18 protein-coding genes and 1 riboswitch are annotated in these 21,966 nt (G+C 67.3%); of the genes, 6 read left to right on the forward strand and 12 right to left on the reverse strand.

Annotated features, from left to right (window positions below; genetic code table 11):
- Positions 1–4: 4 nt before the first annotated feature.
- A complete protein-coding gene (locus tag JOD97_RS29640; protein ID WP_209726403.1) occupies positions 5–925 on the reverse strand; it encodes a MoxR family ATPase in 921 nt (306 codons plus the stop codon).
- Positions 926–1,057: 132 nt separating this feature from the next.
- On the opposite strand from JOD97_RS29640, the gene JOD97_RS29645 reads away from it, so the two are divergent.
- Positions 1,058–1,984, forward strand: coding sequence for a histone deacetylase family protein (locus JOD97_RS29645; protein WP_209726404.1), 927 nt, complete (start codon positions 1,058–1,060; stop codon positions 1,982–1,984).
- Positions 1,985–2,015: 31 nt separating this feature from the next.
- Here JOD97_RS29645 and JOD97_RS29650 read toward each other — a convergent pair whose 3' ends face one another.
- The 4 genes from JOD97_RS29650 to JOD97_RS29665 form a co-directional block, all read right to left on the reverse strand.
- Positions 2,016–4,037 carry a S9 family peptidase gene (locus JOD97_RS29650; RefSeq protein WP_209726405.1) on the reverse strand — a complete coding sequence of 674 codons (2,022 nt, stop codon included), beginning with the start codon at positions 4,035–4,037 and terminating at the stop codon, positions 2,016–2,018.
- Between the two features lie 79 nt (positions 4,038–4,116).
- The gene (locus tag JOD97_RS29655) at positions 4,117–6,126 is read right to left on the reverse strand and encodes a S9 family peptidase (RefSeq protein WP_209726406.1); all 2,010 of its coding nucleotides are present in this window, start codon (positions 6,124–6,126) and stop codon (positions 4,117–4,119) included.
- Positions 6,127–6,184: 58 nt separating this feature from the next.
- Positions 6,185–7,348, reverse strand: coding sequence for a zinc-dependent alcohol dehydrogenase (locus JOD97_RS29660; protein ID WP_209726407.1), 1,164 nt, complete (start codon positions 7,346–7,348; stop codon positions 6,185–6,187).
- Between the two features lie 219 nt (positions 7,349–7,567).
- Positions 7,568–9,553: an OPT family oligopeptide transporter gene (locus JOD97_RS29665; RefSeq protein ID WP_209726408.1), complete on the reverse strand. Its 1,986-nt coding sequence runs from the start codon at positions 9,551–9,553 to the stop codon at positions 7,568–7,570.
- 130 nt (positions 9,554–9,683) lie between these two features.
- Here JOD97_RS29665 and ylqF point away from each other — a divergent pair, with 130 nt between their 5' ends.
- A complete protein-coding gene (gene ylqF / locus JOD97_RS29670; RefSeq protein ID WP_209726409.1) occupies positions 9,684–10,634 on the forward strand; it encodes a ribosome biogenesis GTPase YlqF in 951 nt (316 codons plus the stop codon).
- A 79-nt stretch (positions 10,635–10,713) separates the two neighbouring features.
- On the opposite strand, the gene JOD97_RS29675 is transcribed toward ylqF, so the two are convergent.
- Entirely contained in the window at positions 10,714–11,517 is an 804-nt protein-coding gene (locus JOD97_RS29675; protein WP_209726410.1) for a class III extradiol ring-cleavage dioxygenase, read from the reverse strand.
- Positions 11,518–11,741: 224 nt separating this feature from the next.
- A riboswitch (cobalamin riboswitch) is annotated at positions 11,742–11,933 on the forward strand.
- Positions 11,934–12,016: 83 nt separating this feature from the next.
- Here JOD97_RS29675 and JOD97_RS29680 point away from each other — a divergent pair.
- The 3 genes from JOD97_RS29680 (at position 12,017) to JOD97_RS29690 (ending at position 15,235) form a co-directional block, all read left to right on the forward strand.
- Positions 12,017–13,993 carry a TonB-dependent receptor gene (locus JOD97_RS29680; protein ID WP_209726411.1) on the forward strand — a complete coding sequence of 659 codons (1,977 nt, stop codon included), beginning with the start codon at positions 12,017–12,019 and terminating at the stop codon, positions 13,991–13,993.
- Positions 13,994–14,109: 116 nt separating this feature from the next.
- Complete coding sequence (locus JOD97_RS29685) at positions 14,110–14,442, forward strand: hypothetical protein (protein ID WP_209726412.1); 333 nt, start codon at positions 14,110–14,112, stop codon at positions 14,440–14,442.
- A gap of 46 nt (positions 14,443–14,488) precedes the next feature.
- Complete coding sequence (locus tag JOD97_RS29690) at positions 14,489–15,235, forward strand: SDR family oxidoreductase (protein WP_209726413.1); 747 nt, start codon at positions 14,489–14,491, stop codon at positions 15,233–15,235.
- Here JOD97_RS29690 and JOD97_RS29695 read toward each other — a convergent pair.
- Complete coding sequence (locus tag JOD97_RS29695) at positions 15,232–16,101, reverse strand: LysR family transcriptional regulator (protein ID WP_209726414.1); 870 nt, start codon at positions 16,099–16,101, stop codon at positions 15,232–15,234. The two genes, JOD97_RS29690 and JOD97_RS29695, sit on opposite strands and share 4 nt — an antisense overlap.
- A 120-nt stretch (positions 16,102–16,221) precedes the next feature.
- Here JOD97_RS29695 and JOD97_RS29700 point away from each other — a divergent pair, with 120 nt between their 5' ends.
- On the forward strand, positions 16,222–16,722 hold the full coding sequence (locus JOD97_RS29700; protein WP_209726415.1) for an ester cyclase: 501 nt from the start codon (positions 16,222–16,224) through the stop codon (positions 16,720–16,722).
- 11 nt (positions 16,723–16,733) lie between these two features.
- Here the strand turns inward: JOD97_RS29700 and JOD97_RS29705 are convergent, their stop codons facing one another.
- From JOD97_RS29705 to JOD97_RS29725, 5 genes are all read right to left on the reverse strand, one after another.
- Positions 16,734–17,594, reverse strand: coding sequence for an efflux RND transporter periplasmic adaptor subunit (locus JOD97_RS29705; protein WP_209726416.1), 861 nt, complete (start codon positions 17,592–17,594; stop codon positions 16,734–16,736).
- Between the two features lie 23 nt (positions 17,595–17,617).
- Positions 17,618–17,818, reverse strand: a complete 201-nt coding sequence (locus JOD97_RS29710) for a DUF1656 domain-containing protein (RefSeq protein WP_209726417.1) — start codon at positions 17,816–17,818, stop codon at positions 17,618–17,620.
- Entirely contained in the window at positions 17,808–19,889 is a 2,082-nt protein-coding gene (locus tag JOD97_RS29715; protein ID WP_229264820.1) for an FUSC family protein, read from the reverse strand. Before JOD97_RS29715 ends, JOD97_RS29710 begins: the two co-directional genes overlap by 11 nt.
- Positions 19,890–19,956: 67 nt before the next feature.
- Positions 19,957–20,454 (reverse strand): MarR family winged helix-turn-helix transcriptional regulator, encoded by a 498-nt coding sequence (locus JOD97_RS29720; protein ID WP_209726419.1) that lies wholly within the window; start codon positions 20,452–20,454, stop codon positions 19,957–19,959.
- 54 nt (positions 20,455–20,508) lie between these two features.
- Positions 20,509–21,957 (reverse strand): efflux transporter outer membrane subunit, encoded by a 1,449-nt coding sequence (locus tag JOD97_RS29725; protein ID WP_209726420.1) that lies wholly within the window; start codon positions 21,955–21,957, stop codon positions 20,509–20,511.
- Positions 21,958–21,966: the final 9 nt, after the last annotated feature.

Below are 21,966 nucleotides of genomic sequence, written 5' to 3' on the forward strand. Positions count from 1 at the left end.
GCGCCTACACCGGCACCGATTTTTGCAGCTGCAGCACCAGGTCGCGGCTGGCGAGCGCCACGCCGTGCGCCGCCTTGAGCGGGCGCAGGCGGTGGGCGCACACCGGCACCAGCACCGCCTGCACGTCCTCCGGCAGCACGTGGTCGCGGCCCTCGAGCGCGGCCCAGGCGCGCGCGGCCTGCAGCAACGCGATGGCCGCGCGCGGGCTCATGCCCTCGGCGAACATGCCGTTCTGGCGCGACGCGGCCGCCAGCGCCTGTACGTAGTCGACCAGCGCCGCCGACACGTGCAGCTGCTTGAGCGCGTGCTGCGCGGCCGCCAGCTCGGCCGGCGTCATCGCCGCCGGCAGCGTCTTGAGCAGCACGCGGCGGTCCTCGCCCATCAGCAGCGCGCGCTCGGCGGCGGCGTCCGGGTAACCCAGCGACAGGCACATCAGGAAGCGGTCCAGCTGCGATTCCGGCAACGGGAAGGTGCCGATCTGGTGGGTGGGGTTTTGCGTGGCGATGACGAAGAACGGCAGCGGCAGCGCGCGCGTGACGCCGTCGGCGCTGACCTGGCGCTCCTCCATCGCCTCGAGCAGGCCCGATTGGGTCTTCGGCGTGGCGCGGTTGATTTCGTCGGCCAGCAGCACTTGCGTGAAGATCGGGCCGGGATGGAACACGAAGCCGTTCTTTTCGCGTTCGTAGATCGAAATGCCGTTGACGTCGGCCGGCAGCAGGTCGCTGGTGAACTGGATGCGGTTAAAGCGCAGCCCCAGCGAGATCGCCAGCGCGTGCGCCAGCGTGGTCTTGCCGACGCCGGGCACGTCCTCGACCAGCAGGTGGCCGCCGGCCAGCAGGCAGGTGAGCGCCTGGCGTATCTGCAAGTCCTTGCCGACTATGATGTCGCCGACCTGGCGTGCCACCGAGTGCAATTTTGTGTACATGATATGTATGGTAAATTAGCGACTGGGATCAGCACAATCAGCAGCGGCGTTGCAAGGATTCTATGCGAGAAACCGCGCAGTGGATATAGCGCGGTCCGCGCGCGCGGGCGCCGCCCTGGAAAAACCAACCACATGACCACAGCCATCTACAGCCATCCCGATTGCCAGCGCCACGACATGGGCGACTGGCACCCCGAATCCCCGGCGCGTCTGCAAGCCATCGCGGACCAGCTGATCGGATCGCACATCAGCGACCTGCTGGAGCACCGCGAGGCGCCGCTGGTGGCGCTGGCCGACCTCGAACGCAACCACAGCCGCAACGCCATCGCCATCGTGCGCGACAACGTGCCGGCGCCGGGCGCCACCTATCCGATCGACGGCGACACCTCGCTCAACGCCTGGAGCTGGCTGGCCGCGCAGCGCGCCGCCGGCGCCGCCGTGGCCGCGACCGACGCCGTCATCGACGGCGAGATCGACAACGCCTTCTGCTCGGTGCGCCCGCCCGGCCACCACGCGCGCCCGGTCGAGCCGATGGGCTTCTGCCTGTTCAACAACGTCGCCGTGGCGGCCAAGCACGCGCTCGACGCGCGCGGGCTGGCGCGGGTGGCCATCGTCGACTTCGACGTCCACCACGGCAACGGCACCGAGGAAGCCTTCCGCAACGAGCCGCGCGCGCTGATGGTGAGCTTCTTCCAGCATCCGTTCTATCCGTACACCGAGCCCGAGCCGATCACCGCCAACCTGGTCAACGTGCCGGTGCCGCTGGCCACCAAGGGCGACGCGGTGCGCAAGATCGTCACCGAGCAGTGGCTGCCGGCGTTGCACGCGTTCAAGCCGGAGATGATCTTCATCTCGGCCGGCTTCGACGCCCACCGCGAGGACGACATCGGCGGCATGGGGCTGGTCGAGGCGGACTACGCGTGGATGACCGAGCAGGTGATGGCGGTGGCGCGCCTGTACGGCAAGGGCCGCATCGTCAGCTGCCTGGAGGGCGGCTACAACCTGTCGGCGCTGGGCCGCAGCGTGGTGGCGCACCTGAAGGCGCTGGCCGAGATCTGACGTCGCCGGCCGGCGCCGCGCCCGCGATTGTTTACTGGGCGTGCTTGAGGTTTTTGTCGAGGAAGGTTTCGACCTGCTGCCAGAAGGCGATATTGGTTTGCTCGTTGCGCCAGCCGTGGCCCTCGTCGTTATAGATGATCGACGTGACGTTGGGGTTGTGCGCCTTGACGGCGTCGCGGAAGCGGCTGGCGTGGGCCAGTGGCACGCGCAGGTCGGCGGCGCCGTGCGCCATCAGCAGCGGCTGTTTAAGCTCGGCGGCCCGCAGCAGCGGCGAATTGCGCAGGAACATCGCCGCGTCGGCCTCGGCGTCGGGATCGCCGATCAAGGTGCGCATGCTGTAGCCGAGGTCCTCCTGCGACGCGTCCGACTCGGTCGACGTGAACATCAGCTTGATATCGGTCACGCCGGCCCATTCGACGCCGGCGCGGAAAATCTTCGGATCCTTGATCAGTCCCATCAGGGTGGCGTAGCCGCCGTAGCTGGCGCCCATGATGCCGATGCGCTTGGGATCAACCCAACCCTGCTTGACCGCCCACAGCGCGGCGTCGGCCAGGTCGTCCTGCATCGTGCCGCCCCATTGCTTCCAGCCGGCCTCGAAATGGGCCACGCCGAAGCCGGTGCTGCCGCGAAACTCCGGCTGGATGACCACATAGCCGCGCGAGGCCAGGAAGGCGGCCTCTTGGTCCCATTCCCACGAGGCGCCGCGCACGTACGGGCCGCCGTGCACCAGCACCACGGCCGGCCGCGGCCCGCTGGCCGGGCCGGCCGGCATGGTCACGTAGGCGGGGATGGCGCGGCCGTCGCGCGCCGTATAGTGGTGGAAGGTGCGCGGCCCCATCTGCGCCGGCTTGAGGTCCGGGTGGGTGCTGCCCAGGCCGATCACGGCGCCGGTGGCGCGGGTGTAGAGCACGTACTGGGGCGGCTGGCGGTCGGACGCCGACTCGATCAGCAACACCGGCGACGCGAGGCAATCGGCGCCGCAGCGCACGGTGTTGATGGCGTCGGGCAGGGCGGCGTCGATCTTGGCCTGGTCGGCCTTCATGCGCGCGTTGAACCAGACCGTGGTGTCGGCGTCGGTCTCGAGGTGGATGCCGATCAGCCGTTTGCTCGGGTAGTCGATCTCGGGGCTGCCGTTGAAATCGTAGCCCTGCGTCTCCACGGTCGGCTCCTTGTCCATCGTCATGGTCTTCAGGTCGTAGCGGAACAGCGCCGCGTAGCCCTGGTGGACGGCCTTGACGTACAGCGTGTCGGCGCCGTCGAAGAACAGGGGCGCGAAACGGCGGTTCTCGAAGCAGACGCCGTTGTCGATCTCGGTCCAGGCGGTCGCGTCGGGCTGGCGGTAGGAGGCGATGCAGCGCCCCTTGACCTCCGACAGCACCACGCGCGGCACGTCGTTGGCGTCGGTGATCCACTGGTCGCTGGCCTCTGGCTGCGTGCCTTCGAACGTGCTGCTCAACTGCAACGTGCGGGTGTTGAGGCGGTACAGCCGCGACGAGGCGGGGCCGACGTCGATATTATTCCAGCGGAATTTCTTGACCAGGATGTCGTCCGAGCCGTCGTTGACGGTGCCATGGAAGGCGTAGGCGGCGGTCAGCACGCGGCTGGTCAGCATCGAGCCGGTTTGGGTTTGCTGATGCGCCCAGTTGCCGTTGATCAGATGGCGGTGGTTGGCGCCGTCGCGGTCGATGGCGAATTCATCCAGATTGGTCTCGAAGGCCAGCCGCATGTTCTTGAGCGTGAAGCCAATGCGGTTTTCGTTGATCCAGTGGACGGCATAAAAGACGCCCGTCTCCGGCGCGACCCGGCTGACGACCTTGACCTGCTTGAGGTCGGCGGTATTACGGATCACCAGCGCCTGGGTGCCGTCGGGCAGCATGGTGGCCATCGCCACGTAGCCGCCCTTGGGCGAGAGGGTGACGAGCTTGATCTGGCTTCTCTGGAAGAAGCTGGCGACGGCGGGCGGCTCGGCGGCGGTGTCGGCCGCGGCGGCGAATGGCGACAGCGCCGCCAGGCACAGCAGCAAGGCGGGGCGGAGGAAGCGGTGGCGTCGCATGCGGGGTCCGGTAGGGTTAAGGATTTGTCAATCATAGGGCCGGCATCCCGATTTGTCTATCCCGGCCGGCGCCGCGCCCCTATTGGGCGTGTTTGAGGTTCTTGTCGAGGAAGGCGTCGACCCGTCCCCAGAAATCGACCCGGGTTTGCTCGGTGCGCCAGCCGTGGCCCTCGTTGTCGTAGATCAGCAGGGTGGCCTGGTCGTTGTGGCCGCGCAGCGCGTTGGCGAAGCGGTTGGCGTGGTCGACCGGCACGCGGCGGTCGTCGCCGCCGTGCGCCATCAGCAGCGGCTGCTTGAGCTCGGCCGCGCGCAGCAGCGGCGAATTCTTGCGGAACAGCTCGGCGTCGGTGTCGGGATCGCCGATCAATGTGCGCATGCTGTAGCCCAGGTTTTCCTCCGAGGCGTCCGACTCGAACGAGGTGAACATCAATTTGAGGTCCGACACGCCCGCCCATTCGACGCCGGCGCGGAACAGCTGCGGCTCCTTGATCAATCCCATCAAGGTGGCGTAGCCGCCATAGGAGGCGCCCATGATGCCGATGCGCCAGGGATCGGCCCAGCCCTGCTTGACCGCCCAGCGCGCGGCGTCGGCCAGGTCGTCCTGCATGGCGCCGCCCCATTGCTTCCAGCCGGCCTCGAAGTGGGCCGCGCCGAAGCCGGCGCCGCCGCGGAATTCCGGCTGGATGACGACGTAGCCGCGCGAGGACAGGAAGGCCGCCTGCTGGTCCCACTCCCAGGAAGCGCCGCGCACGCCGGGGCCGCCGTGCACCAGCACCACCGCCGGCTGCGGGCCGGCCGCCTTGAGCGCCGGCATCGTGACGTAGGCCGGGATGACGCGGCCGTCGCGCGCCGTGTAGCGGTAAAAGCCGCGCGCGCCGGACTGGGCCGCCTTGAGGGCCGGATGGATGCTGCCCAGGCCGACGAGCTGGCCGCTGGCGCGCGTGTAGAGCGCGTACTGGGTCGGTTGCCGGTCCGACGTCGAGCTCACCAACAGCACCGGCGAGGCCAGGCACTGGCGGGCGCACTGGACGGTATTGATGAAGCCGGGCAGGGCGGCGTCGATCTTGGCCTGGTCCGCCTTGAGCGCGGCGTCGAGCCAGACGGTGCCGCCGGCGTCGGTGGTGAAGTGGATGCCGACCAGCCGCTTGGACGCGTAGTCGATCACGGGGGCGCCGGCAAAGTCGAAGCCGGGCGTCGCCATGATCGGTTCGGCGGCCAGCTTGCGGGTTTTCAGGTCGTAGCGGAACAGCGCCGCCAGGTCCTTGTGCACGGCCTGCACGAACAGCGTGTCGGCGCCGTCGAAGAACAGCGGCGTGAAGCGTTTCGATTTAAAGCACTCGCCGCTGTCGATTTGCTGCCAGCTGGTATCTTCCGGCTGGCGGTAGGAGGTGATGCAGCGGCCCTTGACTTCGGACATGACGATGCGGGGCACGGCGTTGCCGTCGGTGATCCACTCCTTGCTGGACTCCGGTTGCGGCCCCTCGAAGGCCGAGCTGAGCGACGCGGTGCGCGTGTTGAGCCGGTACAGGCGCGACGACGCCGGCGCCAGGTCGGTGTTGTTCCACGTGTACTTCTCGACCATGATGTCGTCGGAGCCGTCGTAGGTGACGCTGTGGAACGCGTAGTCGGCCGTCAGCATGCGCGGCGCGATCAGGGTGCCGATCGCCTTCTCCGGCTTGAAGCCCCAGTTGCCGTTGATCAGATGCTTGCTGGCGCCGCCGTCGCGGTCGACCGCGAACTCGTCGAGGTTGGTGCGCGCGCCCATGTGCAAGTTCTTGACCGTGTAGCCGATGCGCTTGTCGTTGATCCAGTGGACGTCGTGGAACGCCGCCATCTGCGGGTCGAGCTGGCTGACGACCTTGACGTTGGTGGGGGCGGCCGTGTCGCGCACCGCCAGGGCCGGGGTGCCATCGGACAGGATGATCGTCATGGCCACATGGCCGCCGCCGGGCGACAGGCTCACGTGGCTGATCTGCGGCGTCTGGAAAAAGCTGGCGACGGCCGGCAGCTCGTCGGCGGCGCGCGCGCCGCACGACAGCGCGGCCACGCACAAGGGGAAAGTCAGGCGGAGGAGGCGGTTGCGGCGCATGCGGGGACCCGGATGGAATTAAAAATTTGCTAATTATAGTTACGAATTGAAAATTCGTCTATCCCGGCTGCAAGATGACCTTGCGGCAGCCGTCCTGCTTGCGGTCGAACATGCGGTAGCCGTCGGCGGCCTGTTCGAGCGGCAGCCGGTGCGACACGAGCTTGCCGGGATCGAGCCTGCCCTGCCAGATCAGCTCGAGCAGCTCGGGCATGTGGCGCTGCACGTGGGTCTGGCCCATCTTGAACGTGAGGCCTTTTTCGAACGCGTCGCCGAACAGGAAGGCGTGGATGAAGCCGGCGTACACGCCGGGCACGCTGACGGTGCCGCCGCGCCGCACCGCCGCGATGCACTGGCGCAGCGCCTGGCCGCTGCCGCCTTCGAGCTTGAGCGTGGCGAGGGCGGTCTCGAGCGCGCTGCCCTTGGCCTCGAAGCCGATCGCGTCGATGGCGGCGTCGACGCCGCGGTAGGCGGTGTTCTCGACGATGACCTCGGCGGCGTCGACGTCGTCGAAATTGATCGGGATGGCGCCATAGGTGGCGCGCGCGAACTCCAGGCGGTAGGGATGGTGGTCGACCATGAACAGGGTCTCGACGCCGAGCATGCGCGCGCACGCGGCGGCCATCTGCCCGACCGGGCCGGCGCCGAAGATGGCCAGGCTGTCGCCGGGGCCGACGCCGGCGTTGAGCACGGCCTGATAGCCGGTCGGCAGGATATCGCTGAGGAACAGCACCTGTTCGTCGGCCATGGTGGCGGGGATCAGGACGGGGCCGACGTTAGCCTTGGGCACGCGGGCGTACTCGGCCTGGCCGCCCGGCACGCCGCCGTAGAGGTGGGTATAGCCGAACATCGCCGCGCCGGGGCGCAGCTGCTTCTTGTTGAGGATGGCGCCACGGGCGGGGTTGGTGGTCTCGCAGGCCGCGTACAGCTGGCGCGCGCAGAAAAAGCAATCGCCGCAAGCGATGACGAAGGGGATGACGACGCGGTCGCCGGGCGCCAGCGTGGCGACGGCGGGGCCGGCCTCGACGACCTCGCCCATGAATTCGTGGCCGAGGATATCGCCGGCCCGCATGCCGGGCACCTTACCGCGGTACAAGTGCAGGTCGGAGCCGCAGATGGCCGTGGCGGTGATGCGCAGGATGATGTCGTCGGCTTGCTGGAGGACGGGATCGGGGACGGTGTCGACTTTGACGTCGTGGGCCGAATGATAGACCAGAGCGCGCATGGCAACCTCCAGGACGGATAAGCGCCATCATGGGGCCGCGCGCCGGCGCGCGCCATCGGCGCACACGCCGATCCCGGTTAGGAATTCCCGCCCATCCCGTCAGACAAACAACTCCGGGGTCAGGTCCACCAATTCTACACGTCCTGGGCCGTAGGGCTGGCGATCCGCTCGCCACAGCTCGGCTCGTGTAGAAATGGTGGACCTGACCCCGGAGTAGGATCAGGCGTTGACGGCGTCGCCGCTTTTGCCGGACCAGCGATACAGGCCGACCACCACGAACAGGCCGACGATCAGCGAGATGAGCATCGTGTGCGCTTCGCTCAGCGTGTTGGCGATGGCCAGCGGTTCGCCCTCGCCCGAGACCACGATCAGCCCGGCCAGCGCGACGTTGAACAAGCTCTCGCCGACGATGAAGCCCGACATCACCAGCACCGCCAGCCGCTTGGCCGTTTCGCCGCCGGCCGTTTTGCCGCAGGCGCGCTCGAAGAAGTAGCCGGCCACCGCGCCCACCACCACCGGCGTGATCACCGCGCTGGGCAGGTAGATCGCCAGGCCCACGCCCAGCGGCGGCAGGCTGTATTTGTCGCCGCTGGCTTTTTTCAGCGCGAAGTTGATCAGCACCAGCAGCAGCCCGACCAGGGCGCCGTAGCCGAGCAGGTTCCATTGCAGGTTGCCGCCGATGACGCCCTTGGCCAGGGTCGAGATCAGCAGCGCCTGCGGCGCGGCCAGCGGCTGGTTCGAGATCGAGTCCAGATTGGGCGCGCCGACGAAACCGTTGGCGTGGTTGAGCAGCTCGAGCACCGGCGGCACCACGCACGATCCGGCGAACACGCCGATCAGCAGCCCGACCTGCTGCTTCCACGGCGTGGCGTCGACCAGCTGGCCGGTCTTCAGATCCTGCAGGTTGTCGTTGCCGATGACGGCCACCGCCAGCACCACCGTGGTGACGAACAGCGCGAAGGCGATCAGCGCCTGCGCCACTTCCGGCCCCATGATGCTGCGTCCGACCATGCCCACGCTCAGCGCCGCGCCCAGGATCGTCAAAATGGCGATGCCCGACACCGGCGAGTTGGAGGAGCCGATCAGGCCCGCCATGTAGCCGCACACGGCGGCGGCGAAGATGCCGGCCACCAGGATGTAGCCGATGCCGACGGCCACCAGCGGCAAGGCGATCTGCGACAGCGGCCCGCCCTGCAGGAAGCTGGCCAGCAGCCAGCCGGCCGGCACCAGCGAGATCAGGGTCACCAGGCCGACGATGAAGATCGGCATATCCATCTCGGTGCGGTCGATCACGGCGCCGTCCATCTTGGCGCGGCGCGCCGTGTCCATCGCCGATTTCAGGCCGCCGATAATCGGCTTGGCCAGGCCGGCCAGCGTGATGATGGCGGCCGTGCCGATCACGCCCGCGCCCATCATGCGCACTTCCTTCGACCAGATCGACAGCGCGTGGCCGGCGGCGTCCATGCCGGCGGCGGCCGGCGTGAGCGACGTCATGACCGGCACCATGATGCCCCAGGCGATGACCAGGCCGGCGAGCATGGCGATGCCGACCGTGATGCCCATCAGGTGGCCGGCGCCGATCAGCGCCAGCGACGAAGAGGCGCCGATGCCGGTGGCGCCGGCGCCGGTGCGGAAGTAGATCGACACTTCGCCGGCCATCAGCTTGACGGCCGAGCCGGCGGCGAACAGCGCCGAGGCGACGCTGCCGAAGATGACCGCGCGCAGCCCGGCCTTGCCCTCGGCCGCGCCGGCGCGCGAGGCCGTGCCGACCTTGAGCACCTCGGCGGCGGCGACGCCCTCCGGATACGGCAGGGTCGATTGCGACACCAGCGCGCGCCGCAGCGGCACCGTGTACATCACGCCCAGCACGCCGCCGATGGCGCAGGCGCCGAAGGTCGGCCAGAACGGCACGTGCGCCCACCAGCCGATCATCAGCAGCCCTGGCAGCACGAAGATCACCGACGCCAGCGTGCCGGCGGCCGAGGCGATGGTCTGGACGATGTTGTTTTCCTGGATGGTTGCGTCCTTGAAGGCGCTCAGCAGCGCCATCGAGATCACCGCCGCCGGGATCGAGGTGGCGAAGGTCAGCCCCACTTTGAGGCCCAGGTAGACCTGCGCCGCCGTGAATACCAGCGTAATCAGGATGCCCAGAATAATGCCGCGGAGGGTGATCTCCCTCGGGTTGGACGGTGCAGCTATGCTCATCTTCAGCACTCCGGTTGAAAAATATTGTTTATATGGTCAGGAAAACGGAAAAGCGCCTCATGATATCCGAATCCCGCGCGGGCCAGCAGGTAAAATAGCGGATTGTCAGAACGATTTTGAAGGTCAGAGCATGTCGATACAATGGTACCCGGGGCACATGAACGCCGCCAAGAAGAAGGCGGCGGAGCAGATGGAGAACACCGATCTGGTGATCGAGGTGGTCGACGCGCGCCTGCCGGAGGCCAGCACCAATCCGATGGTCGAGGAGCTGCGCAAGTTCCGCCAGCGTCCATGCCTGAAGCTTCTCAACAAGGTCGATCTGGCCGATCCCGCCGCCACGGCGGCCTGGGTGGCGTATTACAACGCCCAGGAGGGCGTGACGGCGTTCGCGATGACGACCAAGAAGCCGGCCGACGTCGCGCGCGTGCCGGAACTGGCCAAGCAGCTGGCGCCGCACCGCGGCGTGCCGACCAAACCGCTGCGCATCATGATCATGGGGATTCCCAACGTCGGCAAGTCGACCCTGATGAACGCGCTGCTCAAGCGCAAAGTGGCCAAGGTCGGCGACGAGCCGGCCGTCACCAAGCAGCAGCAGAAGCTTTACCTGGACAAGAACACCATCCTGGTCGACACGCCCGGCATGCTGTGGCCGAAGATCGCGCTGCCCAGCGACGGCTTGATGCTGGCCGCCAGCCACGCCATCGGCTCGAACGCGCTGATCGAGGAGGAGGTGGCGGTGTTCCTGGCCGACGAGATGCTGAAGTACTATCCGCAGCTGCTGGTGGCGCGCTACGGCTTCAAGGACATCGAGACGTTCGACGGCATCGCGGTGGTGGAGGGCGTGGCGGCCAAGCGCGGCTTCCGCCAGAAGGGGGGCGACCTGGATTTCGAGAAGGCCTCGCACACCTTCCTGGGCGACTATCGCAGCGGGATATTGGGACGGATTTCGCTCGAGACGCCGGCCTCGCGCAAGGAGCGGCTCGATGCGTACGCGGTGGAGGCGGCGGCCAAGGCGGCCGAAAAAGCGGCGATCGCCGAAGCCAAGGCCGCCGAATACGCCAAAGGCAAGCGCGGTTCCTGACCCTCTTTAGCACCCAACCCGCAGATCCGGGCAGGGGTCGTACCCCGCATCCGCATTGCGGGCTGAAGCCGTGCGCACTCTAGCCGAACCTGAAGCTACTCACCGCCATCGCCCCCATAAACGCGTCCTCGTGATACGGCACGGACGCGACTTCGTCCTCCGCCGCGCCCAGTACCACCATCAACGGCAGCAGGTGCTCCTCGCGCGGATGCGCCATGCGCGCGGCCGGCGCCTTGTCCCACTCCATCAACGCCGCCGTGCGTTGCGCCGGCGGCAGCGCCATGGCCGCGCGCAGCCAATTGTCGAACTGGTGGGACGCGGCCGCGCCCTGCGCGTTGAACGCCCGCAGATTGTGATAACTCAGGCCGCTGCCGACGATCAGCACACCTTCCTTGCGCAACGGCGCCAGCAAACGGCCGACCTCCAGGTGCGTCTTCGGATCGAGTCCGTGCTTGAGCGATAGCTGCACGATCGGCACGTCGGCGTTCGGATACACCGGGTACATGGCGCTGAAGGTGCCGTGGTCGAAGCCGCGCTGGTCGTCCAGCCGGGCCGGATGGCCGCCCGCGTCCAGCATTTGCTTGATCCGCGCCGCCAGTGCCGGTTCGCCCGGGGCGCTGTATTTGACCTCGTAGGTGTGCGCGGGGAAGCCGCCGTAGTCGTACAGCATTGGCGGCCTGGCCGATGACGACAGCGTGAAGTCGGGGCCTTCCCAGTGGGCGGTCACCACCAGCACCGCCTTGGGCGTGACGCCGATCTGGCGCGGGATGTCGCGCAGCGATGCGTCCAGTTTCGCGTACAGGTGGCCGACCTGCTCCATCATGAAGGGCCACGGGCCGCCGCCGTGGGACAGGAAGTAGGTGGGGAGTGCTTGGGTGCTCATGGCATTGCTCCAATATGGTGTTGTTATCTACTATAGGGATGCAAGGCCGGGCAATCAATGCTTGAAATGTAGATGGATACTATCTAAATGCTGAATGATGGTGGGGCTCGTGGCGGCGCTCGTGGCGGATTTTAGATGGCGGATTACGGCGTTCCGCCTAATCCGCCCTACGTGTCTCCACGGTGTTCCTTGGTCCCGGGCCGGGGCGGCGCGGCATCGAACGCGTATAATGCCGGGGTTCTGGTGCCTGCGCATGTGTTCACGTGCGCGGTTAAACGGGAAACACAGGGCCGATTCCGCACTTCGCGAACCGCCCAAGGTGTGCTGCCCCCGCAACGGTAACGCCTGCGCCGCGCCGATCTCCCCATCGGCCGCGCCGGCCAGCCCGGATATCGGCCAGACATGGGGGGAGCGCGCGCCGCGCACCGGCGTGCGGCTTCCGTACGCTTCCGACTTGCGGGGACGCAGGCGCGGATGTCTCTTTTGAAAACGATTTGCCATGAATTCCTTCGCGTTTGTTCCGCCTTCGGCGCCACGTTTGCTGGCCGCCGCCGTTTCCCTTTGCTTCGCCGCTGCCCCGGCCACCGTCTCCGCGCAGGAAGCCGCCGGCGCCCAGGTGGCCCAGGTGCTGGCGCCGGTCGTCATCACCGGGTCCCGCTTCGACGCCGATCCGGCGCTGGCGCCGATCGGTGCCACCGTGATCTCGGCCGAGGACATCCGCCGCGCCGGTGTCAGCGACGTCAATTCGGCGATCCGCAAGGTCGGCGGTGTCTACGGCCGTCAAAGCTTGAACGGCAGCCCGGATTTCGACCTCGATCTGGGCGGCTTCGGCACCAACAGCAGCCAGAATCTGGTGATCGTGCTGGATGGCGTGCGCCTGTCGGAAAATGAACTGAGCACCGCCATCCTGTCGACCATTCCAATCGATACGGTGGACCGCATCGAAATCACGCGCGGCGGCGCCAGCGTGTTGTACGGCGACGGCGCCACCGGTGGCGTGATCAACATCGTCACCAGGAACCCCGGCAAGAACACCCGCCGTGGCAGCGTGTTCGTCGAGGGTGGCCGCTTCAACGCCGGCGAGGCGCGCGTTTCGGCGTCGCAGGCCTGGGATGGCTTCGCCGCCGATGCGACGCTGGGCCATCAGCGCACCGACAACTACCGCGACAACAACGAATTCAAGCAAACCCAGTTCAGCGGCGGCGCGCAGTGGTTCAACAGCGCCGGCCGCGTGGGCTTCCGCTACGAGGGCGCGCGCCAGGATATGCGCCTGCCAGGTTCGCTGAGCCAAGCGCAGTTCAACGCCAATCCGCGCCAGGCCAATACGCCCGACGACCACGGCTCGCTCGACAGCGACCGCTTCACCGTCTTCAGCCAGTACCGCCTGGCCGGCTACGATCTGGCGGCAGACCTGTCTTACCGCAAAAAGACGGTCGATTCGTCGTACTTCTACGATGGCGGTTCGTCGGTCGGCACCAGCGATAGCAAACAGATTCAGTTCTCGCCGCGCGTGCGCCGCCTGGGCGAGATCGGCGGCATGCTCAACGAAGTGGTGGCCGGCGTGGACTTGAGCAAGTGGGAACGCACCGCCGCCACCGCCGACGCCGAGCAGAAGTCGAAGGCGTTCTACCTGCGCGACGAGCTGCGCTTCGACACCGCGCATCAAGGCCGGATCTCGGCCGGCGTGCGGCGCGAGATCTTCGACAAGAACTTCAGCGATCCGGCAGCTTTCGCCACCACCGGCTACGACGTGGCGCAGGGCTTGAACGCGTGGGAACTGCAAGCGAGCTACATGCCGCTGAGCGGCCTGACCGTCTTCGGCAAGGCGGGGCAGAGCTACCGCGTCGCCAACGCCGATGAAAACGCGTACACGCGCACGCTCAACGTGGCGCTGCTGCCGCAGAAGTCGCGCGACCTGGAGCTGGGCGTCAGCTACGCCGACGCGTCGCGCAAGGCGACGGCGCGGCTGTTCCGTCATAACCTGAGCAACGAGATCTTCTACGATCCCACGGCTTTCGCCAACGTCAACCTCGATCCGACCAAACGCCAGGGCTTCGAACTCGATGCGGAACAGCGCATCGCCACCGACTGGGCCGTCAGCGCGCACTATCAGTACGTCGACGCCAAGTTCCGCGAAGGCGTCAACGACGGCAAGCAGATGGCGCTGGTGCCGAAGAATACGCTGAGCGCGCGCCTGAGCTGGACCCCGGCCAACGGCCAAACCGCCGACATCGGCGCGCAGTGGGTCGACAGCCAGCGCTATGGCTCGGACTTCGACAATAGCTGCTCCGCCAAGATGCCGGGTTTTACCACCTTCGACGCCCGCTATGCCCGCAAGTTCGGCCAGTGGGAGTTCGCGCTGTCCGGCCTGAACCTGACGGACAAGCGCTACTACTCGCAGGCGTTCGCCTGCCAGGGTGGCATTTACACCGCCGACGGCCGCCAGCTCAAGCTGTCGGCGCGCTACGAGTTCTGATCCGCCGGGCCGCACGGGCGCGATAATTCACCTCGCGCCTGAAAAGTGGTAATCTGCCGTCGTGGCGTGGCCACCCGCCGCGAAAAACGGCGGTTTATTTTGGAACGGGTAAGAAAATGAAAGAAGTGAGCGACGAACGGAAGGCCGCCGAGGGCAAGGTGATGAATCTCTACAAGGAGTCGTCACCGGCCATCGAGACGCTGTTCGAGTGGGCGTACATCAACCATGTCGCATGGAGCCTGGTGGTGGTGTTGCTGGGCTTTGTCTTCTGGCTGGCGATCGCCTTGGCCAACGCGGAGAATCAGCGTTACGCGCTGATGACCAAAAAGTGCGAGGACCCGATGTTCAAGGGCGAGATCGACAAAAAATGCCTGCGCACGGTCGAATCGCGCGAGCACTGGTGGCAGCACGTGAGCTACGCGCTGACCCACACCAGTCCGGAAAAATAAATCGGACCACAAGCCCGCGACAGCGGGCTTTTTTACGAGGCGAGCGATGAAACAGGTGATGGTGGTGACCGGCAGCAGCCGGGGCATAGGCGCGGCGACGGCCTTGATGGCGAGCCGCCGTGGCTACGCCGTGTGCATCAATTACATCGGCAACGAGCAGGCGGCCGAAAGGCTGCGCGCGCAGATCGCCGGCGAGGGCGGCGAGGCGATCGTGGTGCGCGGCGACATGAGCGTGGAGGCCGACGTGCTGCGCCTGTTCGCGGCGGTCGACGCGCAGCTCGGGCCGATCACGGCGCTGGTCAACAACGTCGGTGTGTTGGAACAGCAGTGTCAATTATCGGAGATGACGGCCGAGCGCCTGCAGCGGGTCTTCACCGTCAACATCATGAGCGCCTTCCTGTGCGCCCGCGAAGCGGTCAAGCGCATGTCGACACGCAGCGGCGGGCACGGTGGCGGCATCGTCAACGTCTCCTCCGGCGCGGCCAGGCATGGCGGCGCCAACACCTACATCGACTACGCGTCCTCTAAAGGCGCCATCGATGTGATGACCCTCGGCTTGTCGAAGGAGGTGGCGGAGGAGGGCATCCGCGTCAATTGCGTGCGCCCCGGAGTGACCGATACGGAGATCCACGCCAGCGGCGGCATGCCCGATCGCGTGGCGCGCATGGCATCAAGCTTGCCGATGGGGCGCGCCGCGCAGTCGGACGAAATCGCCGAGTCCATTCTGTGGCTGCTGTCGCCGCAGTCTTCCTACGTCAGCGGGGCGATCCTGGACGTCGCCGGTTCGCGCTAGGCGTCCGCCTCGCGCAGCCCGTCCAGCGCCGCGTCGAGCACCGCGCGCAGGCGTGGCGAACGTTTCAGATCCTTGTGGTAGCCGGCCCAGACATCGCGGCCCGGCGGCGGCTCGCCCAGGTCGACCAGGCGCAGGCCGCGCAGGCCGTCGCCGATACAGCGCGGCAGCACCGCCAGCCCGGCGCCGCCGCGACACAGGTTGGCCTGGACGTCGCGGCTGTTGGCGCGCAACGCCACATGCGCGCGCGGCAGACGGCGCGTGATCCACGCGACGTCGACCAGTTCGGAGTAGGCGGTTTCCATGATGATCAGGCGGTGGCCGGCGCCGTCGCCCGGCGGGCCGGCCTGCTTCAGGTAGGCGCCGGCGCCGTACACGCCGAAGCGCGCGTGCATGGCCTTGCGTTGGATGACGTCAGGGTCGTCGAACTGGCGGAAGCGGAACACCAGATCGGCTTCGCGCCGGGCCAGGCTGACCAGGCGGGTCTCGGTCACCAGTTCGATCGTCATGCCGGGGTTGTCGGCGCTGAAGCGGGCGAACACCGGCGCCAGCATGTGGGTGCCGAACCATTCGATCGTCGACACGCGCAGCAGGCCTTCGAGGCGCTGGCGCCCGGCCAGTTTGCGCACCACGGCGTCGGCCTCGTGTTCCATCTGGCGCACGTGCTCCAGCACCGCCTCGCCCTCGCCGGTGAGCAGGAAGCCGTCGTCGGTGCGCTGGAACAGCGCGTAGCCCAGTTGATCCTCCAGCGCGCGCACGCGCCGCCCCATCGTCGGTTGCGACTGGCCCAGCGCGCGCGCCGCCGCGCCCAGCGTGCCGGCGCGCGCCACCGTCAGGAAAATCTTCAGGTCGTCCCAGTTCGCCTTCATGCCGGTGCATTCATTTTTGAATGGATATCAGTCATTAATGTGGATTTTCATTATATTCTGAATGAATTAACCTGTGCCCGTCGATACACAGCAGCCGCGCAGCGGCAAGAAAGGACCACCATGAAAACTTCGATTCAACTGGCACTGGCGGGCGCCATGCTGGCATGCGCTGCGGCGCGGGCTGCCGGCGCCGACGCCACAGACGCCAGCCTGCAGGCCGCGCGCCGCTATGCCGCCTTCTGGAACACCGGCGACGCGGCGCTGGCGCGGGAGGCGCTCGCGCCGGACTTCGTCGACCGCACCTTGCCGCCCGGCCGCGCGCAGGGGCCGGGCGGTCCGCTGCAGGCGTTGAAGGCGTTTCGCGCCGCCGTGCCGGACCTCAAGGCCGAGGCCACGCATCTGGTCGCGCAGGGCGACCGTGTCAGCGTACGGCTGCATTTCACCGGCCACTTCACCGGCGAATTCGGCGAGGGCGCCTCGCGGATACGGGGCAAGGGTCAGGCGATCGACTTCCAGGCCTTCGATATTTACCGCGTGGCCAACGGCCGCATCGCCGAGAACTGGCATCTGGAGGATAACCTGACCTTGCTCCGGCAGTTGGGCGTTTTGCCGGGCGGGTAAGGCCGCCGCGCTTATCCGTGGATGACGACCGTGCAGGTGGTGCCGGCCACCAGCGCCAGGTTCCCGGGCTTTTGATCGATGTGGATGCGCACCGGCACCCGCTGCGCCAGCCGCACCCAGTTGAAGGTGGGGTTGACGTCGGCCAGCAGCTCGCGGCCGACGCTGGCGTCGCGGTCGGTGATGCCGTGGGCAATGCTCTCGATATGGCCGTTCAGCTGCGCCGCGCCGCTCATCAGACGAACCTGCACCGGGTCGTTCACCTTCAGCAGCGGCAGTTTGGTCTCCTCGAAATAGCCCACCACGTAGAACGAATCGCTGCCGATGACGGCCAGCTTGGCCGCACCGACGGCGGCGAAATCGCCCGCGTGCACATTCAGGTTGGTGACATAGCCGGACACCGGCGCCCGCACTACGGTGCGCTCCAGATTGAGCTGCGCGAGGTCGCGTGCGGCCAGCGCCGCCTGGTATTGGGCCGACGCGGTGCCGACCGCGAATTGGGCCGTCTCCATGCTTTCGACGGAAACGATGGAACTGTCCAGCGCCGCGCGGCGGCTGGCCTCCTTGCCGCGCCGGCCCTTTTCGACCTGCTGCGCCGCCAGCATCGCGTTGGCCTGCGCCAGCGCGTTCTGGTAGCGCGCCTTGTCGACGACGAACAGCACGTCGCCCTGTTTGACCATCTGGTTATCGCGCACCATGACGTCGGTCACGGTGCCTGCGACGTCGGCGCTGATGGTGACCACGTCGGCCTTGACGCGGCCGTCGCGGGTCCATGCCGATTCCATGTAGTGGTCCCAGGCGGTGCGCCCGATCCACAGGGCGGCCGCCAACAGCAGCATGGTCAGGAAAAAGCGGAAGATTTTCGATGCGCTCACATTAGCTCTCAAGACAAGTGGGTTTATTGATACAAGGTGACCAGCAGGGCGCCGAAGATGCAGACGAACAGGCAAAGGCGCACCAGCGCCGGATGCCAGCTTTGGCGGTAGGCGCCGATGTGGCTTAGCACACTGTCCAGCGCGACCTGCAGCAGCAGGCTGACGAGGAACAGCGGCAGCACGCCGGGCAGCAGTACGCCGAAGAAGTCGATTTCACGCGGCATGGTGGGGTTCTCCTGTTGATAGCTGGTCCAGCAAGGACGTGTAAATGGAATGCAGGTCGGTCAGCGCCGTTTGCAGCGGCACGCGGCGTTCGGGCGCGGCGTCGGCCAGCACCGCGCGCACCGCCGTGCCGGCGTGCAGCAGCGATTCCAGTGCCGTGGCGCCGTGCGCCGGCGTCGGCGCGCGCAGGTAGTCGGCCAGGTGCCGCACCACCTGCTGCAGGCCGTGGCGCGCCGGGCCGGGTGGCGACGCGGCGATCAGTTGCCGCAGTTCGATCACGGCGTGGCCCAGTTCCAGCAGGGTCAGGCCCTGGCGCACCACCGAGCGCGCCGCTTCGCTTGGCGCCGGGCCGGAGGCGGCGTTCAGCTGGCTCAGAAGATCGCGCACGCGGTTGTCGAAGCGGCGCTTGAGCCGGTACAGCGGCGCGCCGCAGGCGTTCAGCGCCTCGCGCCACAGCGCGGCGGCGACATGGCCCTTGTGCCCCATCGTGTGCTCGGGCAGCACCACCTTGAACATCACGTAGGCCACCGCCACGCCGACCGTCAGCGATAGCTCGCTGCTGATGAAGGCTTCCACGTCGTAGCGCATCTGGTTGGCCGGCACCAGCAGCGTGGCCGAGAACATGCCGATGCCGATACCGACGCCCGCCCATTTGGGACCGGTGCTCAGATAGGAGCCCAGCGCCAGTAGCGGCAGGGCCGCCAGCACCATCGGGCCGAAGTCGTCGGCCCGCGTCATCAGCAGGAATTCGCTCAGGAAGGCCAGCGGCACGGCGATCAGGAAACCGGTCAGTACCTGTTGCACCAGTGCCGTCGGACGCGGCGACGACGACGCCAGCGCGCAGAAGATGGTCGCCATCAGGATGGCGTTGGCGGCGTAGGGCCAGGCCAGCCAGTACCAGGCGGCGGCCGTGATCAGCAGCGTGGCGCCGGCGCGCACACCGCTGGCGGCGACGATGGCGGGCGGCGTCTTCGGCGTGTAGGCGCCGGGATCGCTGACCTGCCGGCGCTTTTCCCGCGCCAGGCCGTGGTACAGGGCCGCGAAGCCCTCCAGGTCGCGCACGAAGCGCTCCAGCAGTTCGACCGCCGTGTCGAAGTCGATTTGTTGCGGGCGCGCGATCGATGCATCGGCCTCCAGCCACGCGCGCGCCGCCGCGATGTCGGCGGACAGGTCCGCGCGCATCCGCGCCAGCTGGCCGGCGTCCAGGTCCAGCTTCATCGCCCGCGCCAGATGCGCGTGCATCGGCTCCACCAGCGCCAGCACCGGACCGGTGGCGTTGGCGCGCAGGCGGTGGCTCAGGCGGTGCAGCGTGTAGAAGGTGGTCAGCACCGTCATGAAGGCGGCGTTGAAGGCATGCAGCTGGCGGGTGTGGGAGCGCGCGTGGTCGGCCTCGAAGAAGGCGGCGGCGCGGCCCGATTCCAGCGCGGCGATATCGGCGGCGAACTTCAGGTGGCTCAACTCCGCCTCCGCCGGCGACAGGCGATGCTCCAGCACTTGCTGGCAGAAGGCTAGGAATCCGGTGTAGCGCGTCTGCACGGTGCGCATGACGGCGCGCGAGTGGCGGCGCGGGAAGATCACGTCGTGCACCACGGCGGCGCAGATGATGCCCAGTCCCACCTCGGTCATGCGGGTGACGGCCAGGGTGAACACCTGGGCCGGCGCGTCGATGGCGGGGATGGCGATCATGCACGCGGTGTAGCCGGCCAGCACGAAGCTGTAGGACTGCTGGTTGCGGTGCATGGCGGCGCCGCCGGTGCACAGCGCCACCCACAGCGCCACGCCGATAAACAGCGCCGGCGGCGACTGCGGAAACAGCGCCACCAGCAGCAGCGCGGCCGCGCAGCCGACGATCGTGCCCAGAAAACGGTAGAAGGCTTTTTCCAGCACCATGCCGCTGCTCGGCAGCGCGAGGATGACGGTGGTGGCCAGCGCGGTGGAGGGAGAGTCGAGGCCGAGCCGGAAGGCCAGCCACAAGGCGGAGAACGCGGCCAGCATGGCCTTGGCGACGAAGACCCAGCGTTGGCCTTCGCTGTTGAACCAGCCGGCGGCCTCGGAGCGCAACCACGCCGCCATCCCACCCGCCGCTTTGTTTTCCTGTGTGGGGGAGGCGGCGGAGGGAAGGCTCATGGTGTGGGTTGGTCTATGTAAGTGCTTCTAGGTTGTTCAACTGCCGTTTGAGCAGCGCTTCGAGTTGTTTGACTTCTTCCGCGTTGTAGCCGTCGTAGGCGTGGGTGGTCGCGGCCCATACTTCCGGCAGCACCTTGGCGATCAGCGCGCGGCCGTTGTCGGTCAGCGAGATCATCACGCAGCGGCGGTCGCCCGGACGATTGCCGCGCGTGATCAGCCCCTGGGCTTCCAGGTCGTTGCACACGCGCGTCAGGTTGGCCGGCTTCTCCATGCAAGCCTCGCCCAGGGTGGAGGCGGTGGAGGTTTCGTTATCCGAGCCATACAGCACCGCCAGCACCATGTAGCTGGCGTCGACCAGCTCATATTTGCGCAGCGCGGCGTTGCTCAAGTCCTTCATCCGCTTCTGGATGTGGTAGGTCATGCGCATCAGGCGCATCAGATCTTCGGGGAAGTCCGGCATGCGGGCATGGATGTTTTTCAGGCGTTTTTTAGTCGCTTCAAAACTGCTCATCACCATGCTCCTCTTATATTTTTGAAGGATTGATTGTACTTGGAAGCCCCCCGGTTAATCCACTTTTATGCCCCCGCCAAGCGCCGACATCAGCAAAGCGTAGTTATCCAGTTGTTTGCTCGCCACTTGTGCCATCTGCTGCTGTTCATTTAACAGTGTCAGTTGGGCGTTGATGACGTTGAGCGAGTCGGTCATGCCGGCGTTGTAGGCGCGTTCGGCCAGTTGCTGCTGGCGGCGCGCCGATTCCAGCGCGCGCCGCGCCAGCAGGTCCTGCTGCCTGACGGAGGCGATGCGCACCGCCGCGTTGGCGACATCGGACATCGCCTGCACCACGGCGGCGTTGTACTGTTCGACCGCGCCGTCGTAGATCGCGGTCTGGTTGCCCAGTTGGGCGCGCAGCCGGCCGCCGTCGAAGATCGGCAGGCTGATGGCCGGCGTGATGCCGCGCATCTGCGAGTGGCTGTCGAGAAAGCGCGAGAAGCCCAGCGACTGCACGCCGACAAACGCCGCCAGGTTGATGTTCGGGTAAAAATCGGCCTTGGCGCCGGCGATGCGCGCGCCGGCCGCCTCGACCCGCCAGCGCTGGGCGACGATGTCGGGACGCCGGCCGACCAGTTCCGCCGGCAGCGTGTCCGGCACCGCCTCGCCGTGGCCCGCTTCAAGGGTCAGCTGCGGCCGGGCGATCGTTTCACCGTCGCCCGGTCCTTTGCCGATCAGTGCCGCCAGCTGGTTGCGCAACAGGGCGATCGATTCGCCGATCTGCTCATGGTCGCGCCGTCCGGCCGGCAGTGTCGTTTCGATGTTGGCGACGTCGATGTCGCTCACCAGCCCCGCCGCGTGGCGCTTGCGCGTCAGCTCGAGGATGCGCTGGCGCTGCGCCAGGTTGTCGGCGATGCTGTCCTGCAGCGCGTAGTCGAGCGACAGCTGGATGTAGCTGCGCACGATGGCCGTTTCCAATGTCAGCCGCGCCATCTGCGATTCGGCCGACGCCATATGCACGTCGTCGAGCGCGGCGGCCAGCGCGTCGCGGTTGCGGCCCCACAGATCCAGGTCGTAGGAGCCGGACAAGGTGGCCGTGTTCTTCCAAGCGTAGTTGCCGGCCAGCGGCGCGGGCACGGTGGTGTGGGCCGAATACAGTTCGCGGTCGATGCTGCCGGAGGCGTCCACGCGCGGCAGGATGCCGGCCTTGGCGACGCCGGCCAGCGATTCGGCCTGGCGCACGCGCGCCTGCGTGGCGCGCAGAGTCGGATTGCCGGCCAGCGCGGCGTCCACCAACTGGTTCAGTTGTTCGTCGTGCAGCGCTTCCCACCAGCGCTGGCCGGGCCAGGCCACGTTATCGGTGGCGGTGGCGGCGGCGATGGCCTTGCCGCTATTGAGTTGCGCGGGCTTGAGCGCGACGGCTTGCGGTTCGATGTGACCCATGTCGGCGCATCCTGCCAGCACCGCCATCGCGCACGCCAGCGTGGCTGCGGCGAGGGGGCGTTGGAATGGACGCGTGGTCATGGTCGTCGG

The sequence above is a fragment of the Duganella sp. 1411 genome (genome assembly GCF_017833525.1).
Classification (GTDB): Bacteria; Pseudomonadota; Gammaproteobacteria; order Burkholderiales; family Burkholderiaceae_D; genus Rugamonas.

Coding starts and splice junctions, on each gene's coding strand:
- JOD97_RS29650 (WP_209726405.1), bottom strand. CDS start 4,037: ATGCGACGCCACCGCTTCCTCCGCCCCGCCTTGCTGCTGTGCCTGGCG.
- JOD97_RS29645 (WP_209726404.1), top strand. CDS start 1,058: ATGACCACAGCCATCTACAGCCATCCCGATTGCCAGCGCCACGACATG.
- JOD97_RS29640 (WP_209726403.1), bottom strand. CDS start 925: ATGTACACAAAATTGCACTCGGTGGCACGCCAGGTCGGCGACATCATA.
- JOD97_RS29685 (WP_209726412.1), top strand. CDS start 14,110: ATGAAAGAAGTGAGCGACGAACGGAAGGCCGCCGAGGGCAAGGTGATG.
- JOD97_RS29680 (WP_209726411.1), top strand. CDS start 12,017: ATGAATTCCTTCGCGTTTGTTCCGCCTTCGGCGCCACGTTTGCTGGCC.
- JOD97_RS29690 (WP_209726413.1), top strand. CDS start 14,489: ATGAAACAGGTGATGGTGGTGACCGGCAGCAGCCGGGGCATAGGCGCG.
- JOD97_RS29725 (WP_209726420.1), bottom strand. CDS start 21,957: ATGACCACGCGTCCATTCCAACGCCCCCTCGCCGCAGCCACGCTGGCG.
- JOD97_RS29665 (WP_209726408.1), bottom strand. CDS start 9,553: ATGAGCATAGCTGCACCGTCCAACCCGAGGGAGATCACCCTCCGCGGC.
- JOD97_RS29675 (WP_209726410.1), bottom strand. CDS start 11,517: ATGAGCACCCAAGCACTCCCCACCTACTTCCTGTCCCACGGCGGCGGC.
- JOD97_RS29695 (WP_209726414.1), bottom strand. CDS start 16,101: ATGAAGGCGAACTGGGACGACCTGAAGATTTTCCTGACGGTGGCGCGC.
- JOD97_RS29655 (WP_209726406.1), bottom strand. CDS start 6,126: ATGCGCCGCAACCGCCTCCTCCGCCTGACTTTCCCCTTGTGCGTGGCC.
- JOD97_RS29660 (WP_209726407.1), bottom strand. CDS start 7,348: ATGCGCGCTCTGGTCTATCATTCGGCCCACGACGTCAAAGTCGACACC.
- JOD97_RS29720 (WP_209726419.1), bottom strand. CDS start 20,454: ATGAGCAGTTTTGAAGCGACTAAAAAACGCCTGAAAAACATCCATGCC.
- JOD97_RS29715 (WP_229264820.1), bottom strand. CDS start 19,889: ATGGCGGCGTGGTTGCGCTCCGAGGCCGCCGGCTGGTTCAACAGCGAA.
- JOD97_RS29700 (WP_209726415.1), top strand. CDS start 16,222: ATGAAAACTTCGATTCAACTGGCACTGGCGGGCGCCATGCTGGCATGC.
- JOD97_RS29710 (WP_209726417.1), bottom strand. CDS start 17,818: ATGCCGCGTGAAATCGACTTCTTCGGCGTACTGCTGCCCGGCGTGCTG.
- ylqF (WP_209726409.1), top strand. CDS start 9,684: ATGTCGATACAATGGTACCCGGGGCACATGAACGCCGCCAAGAAGAAG.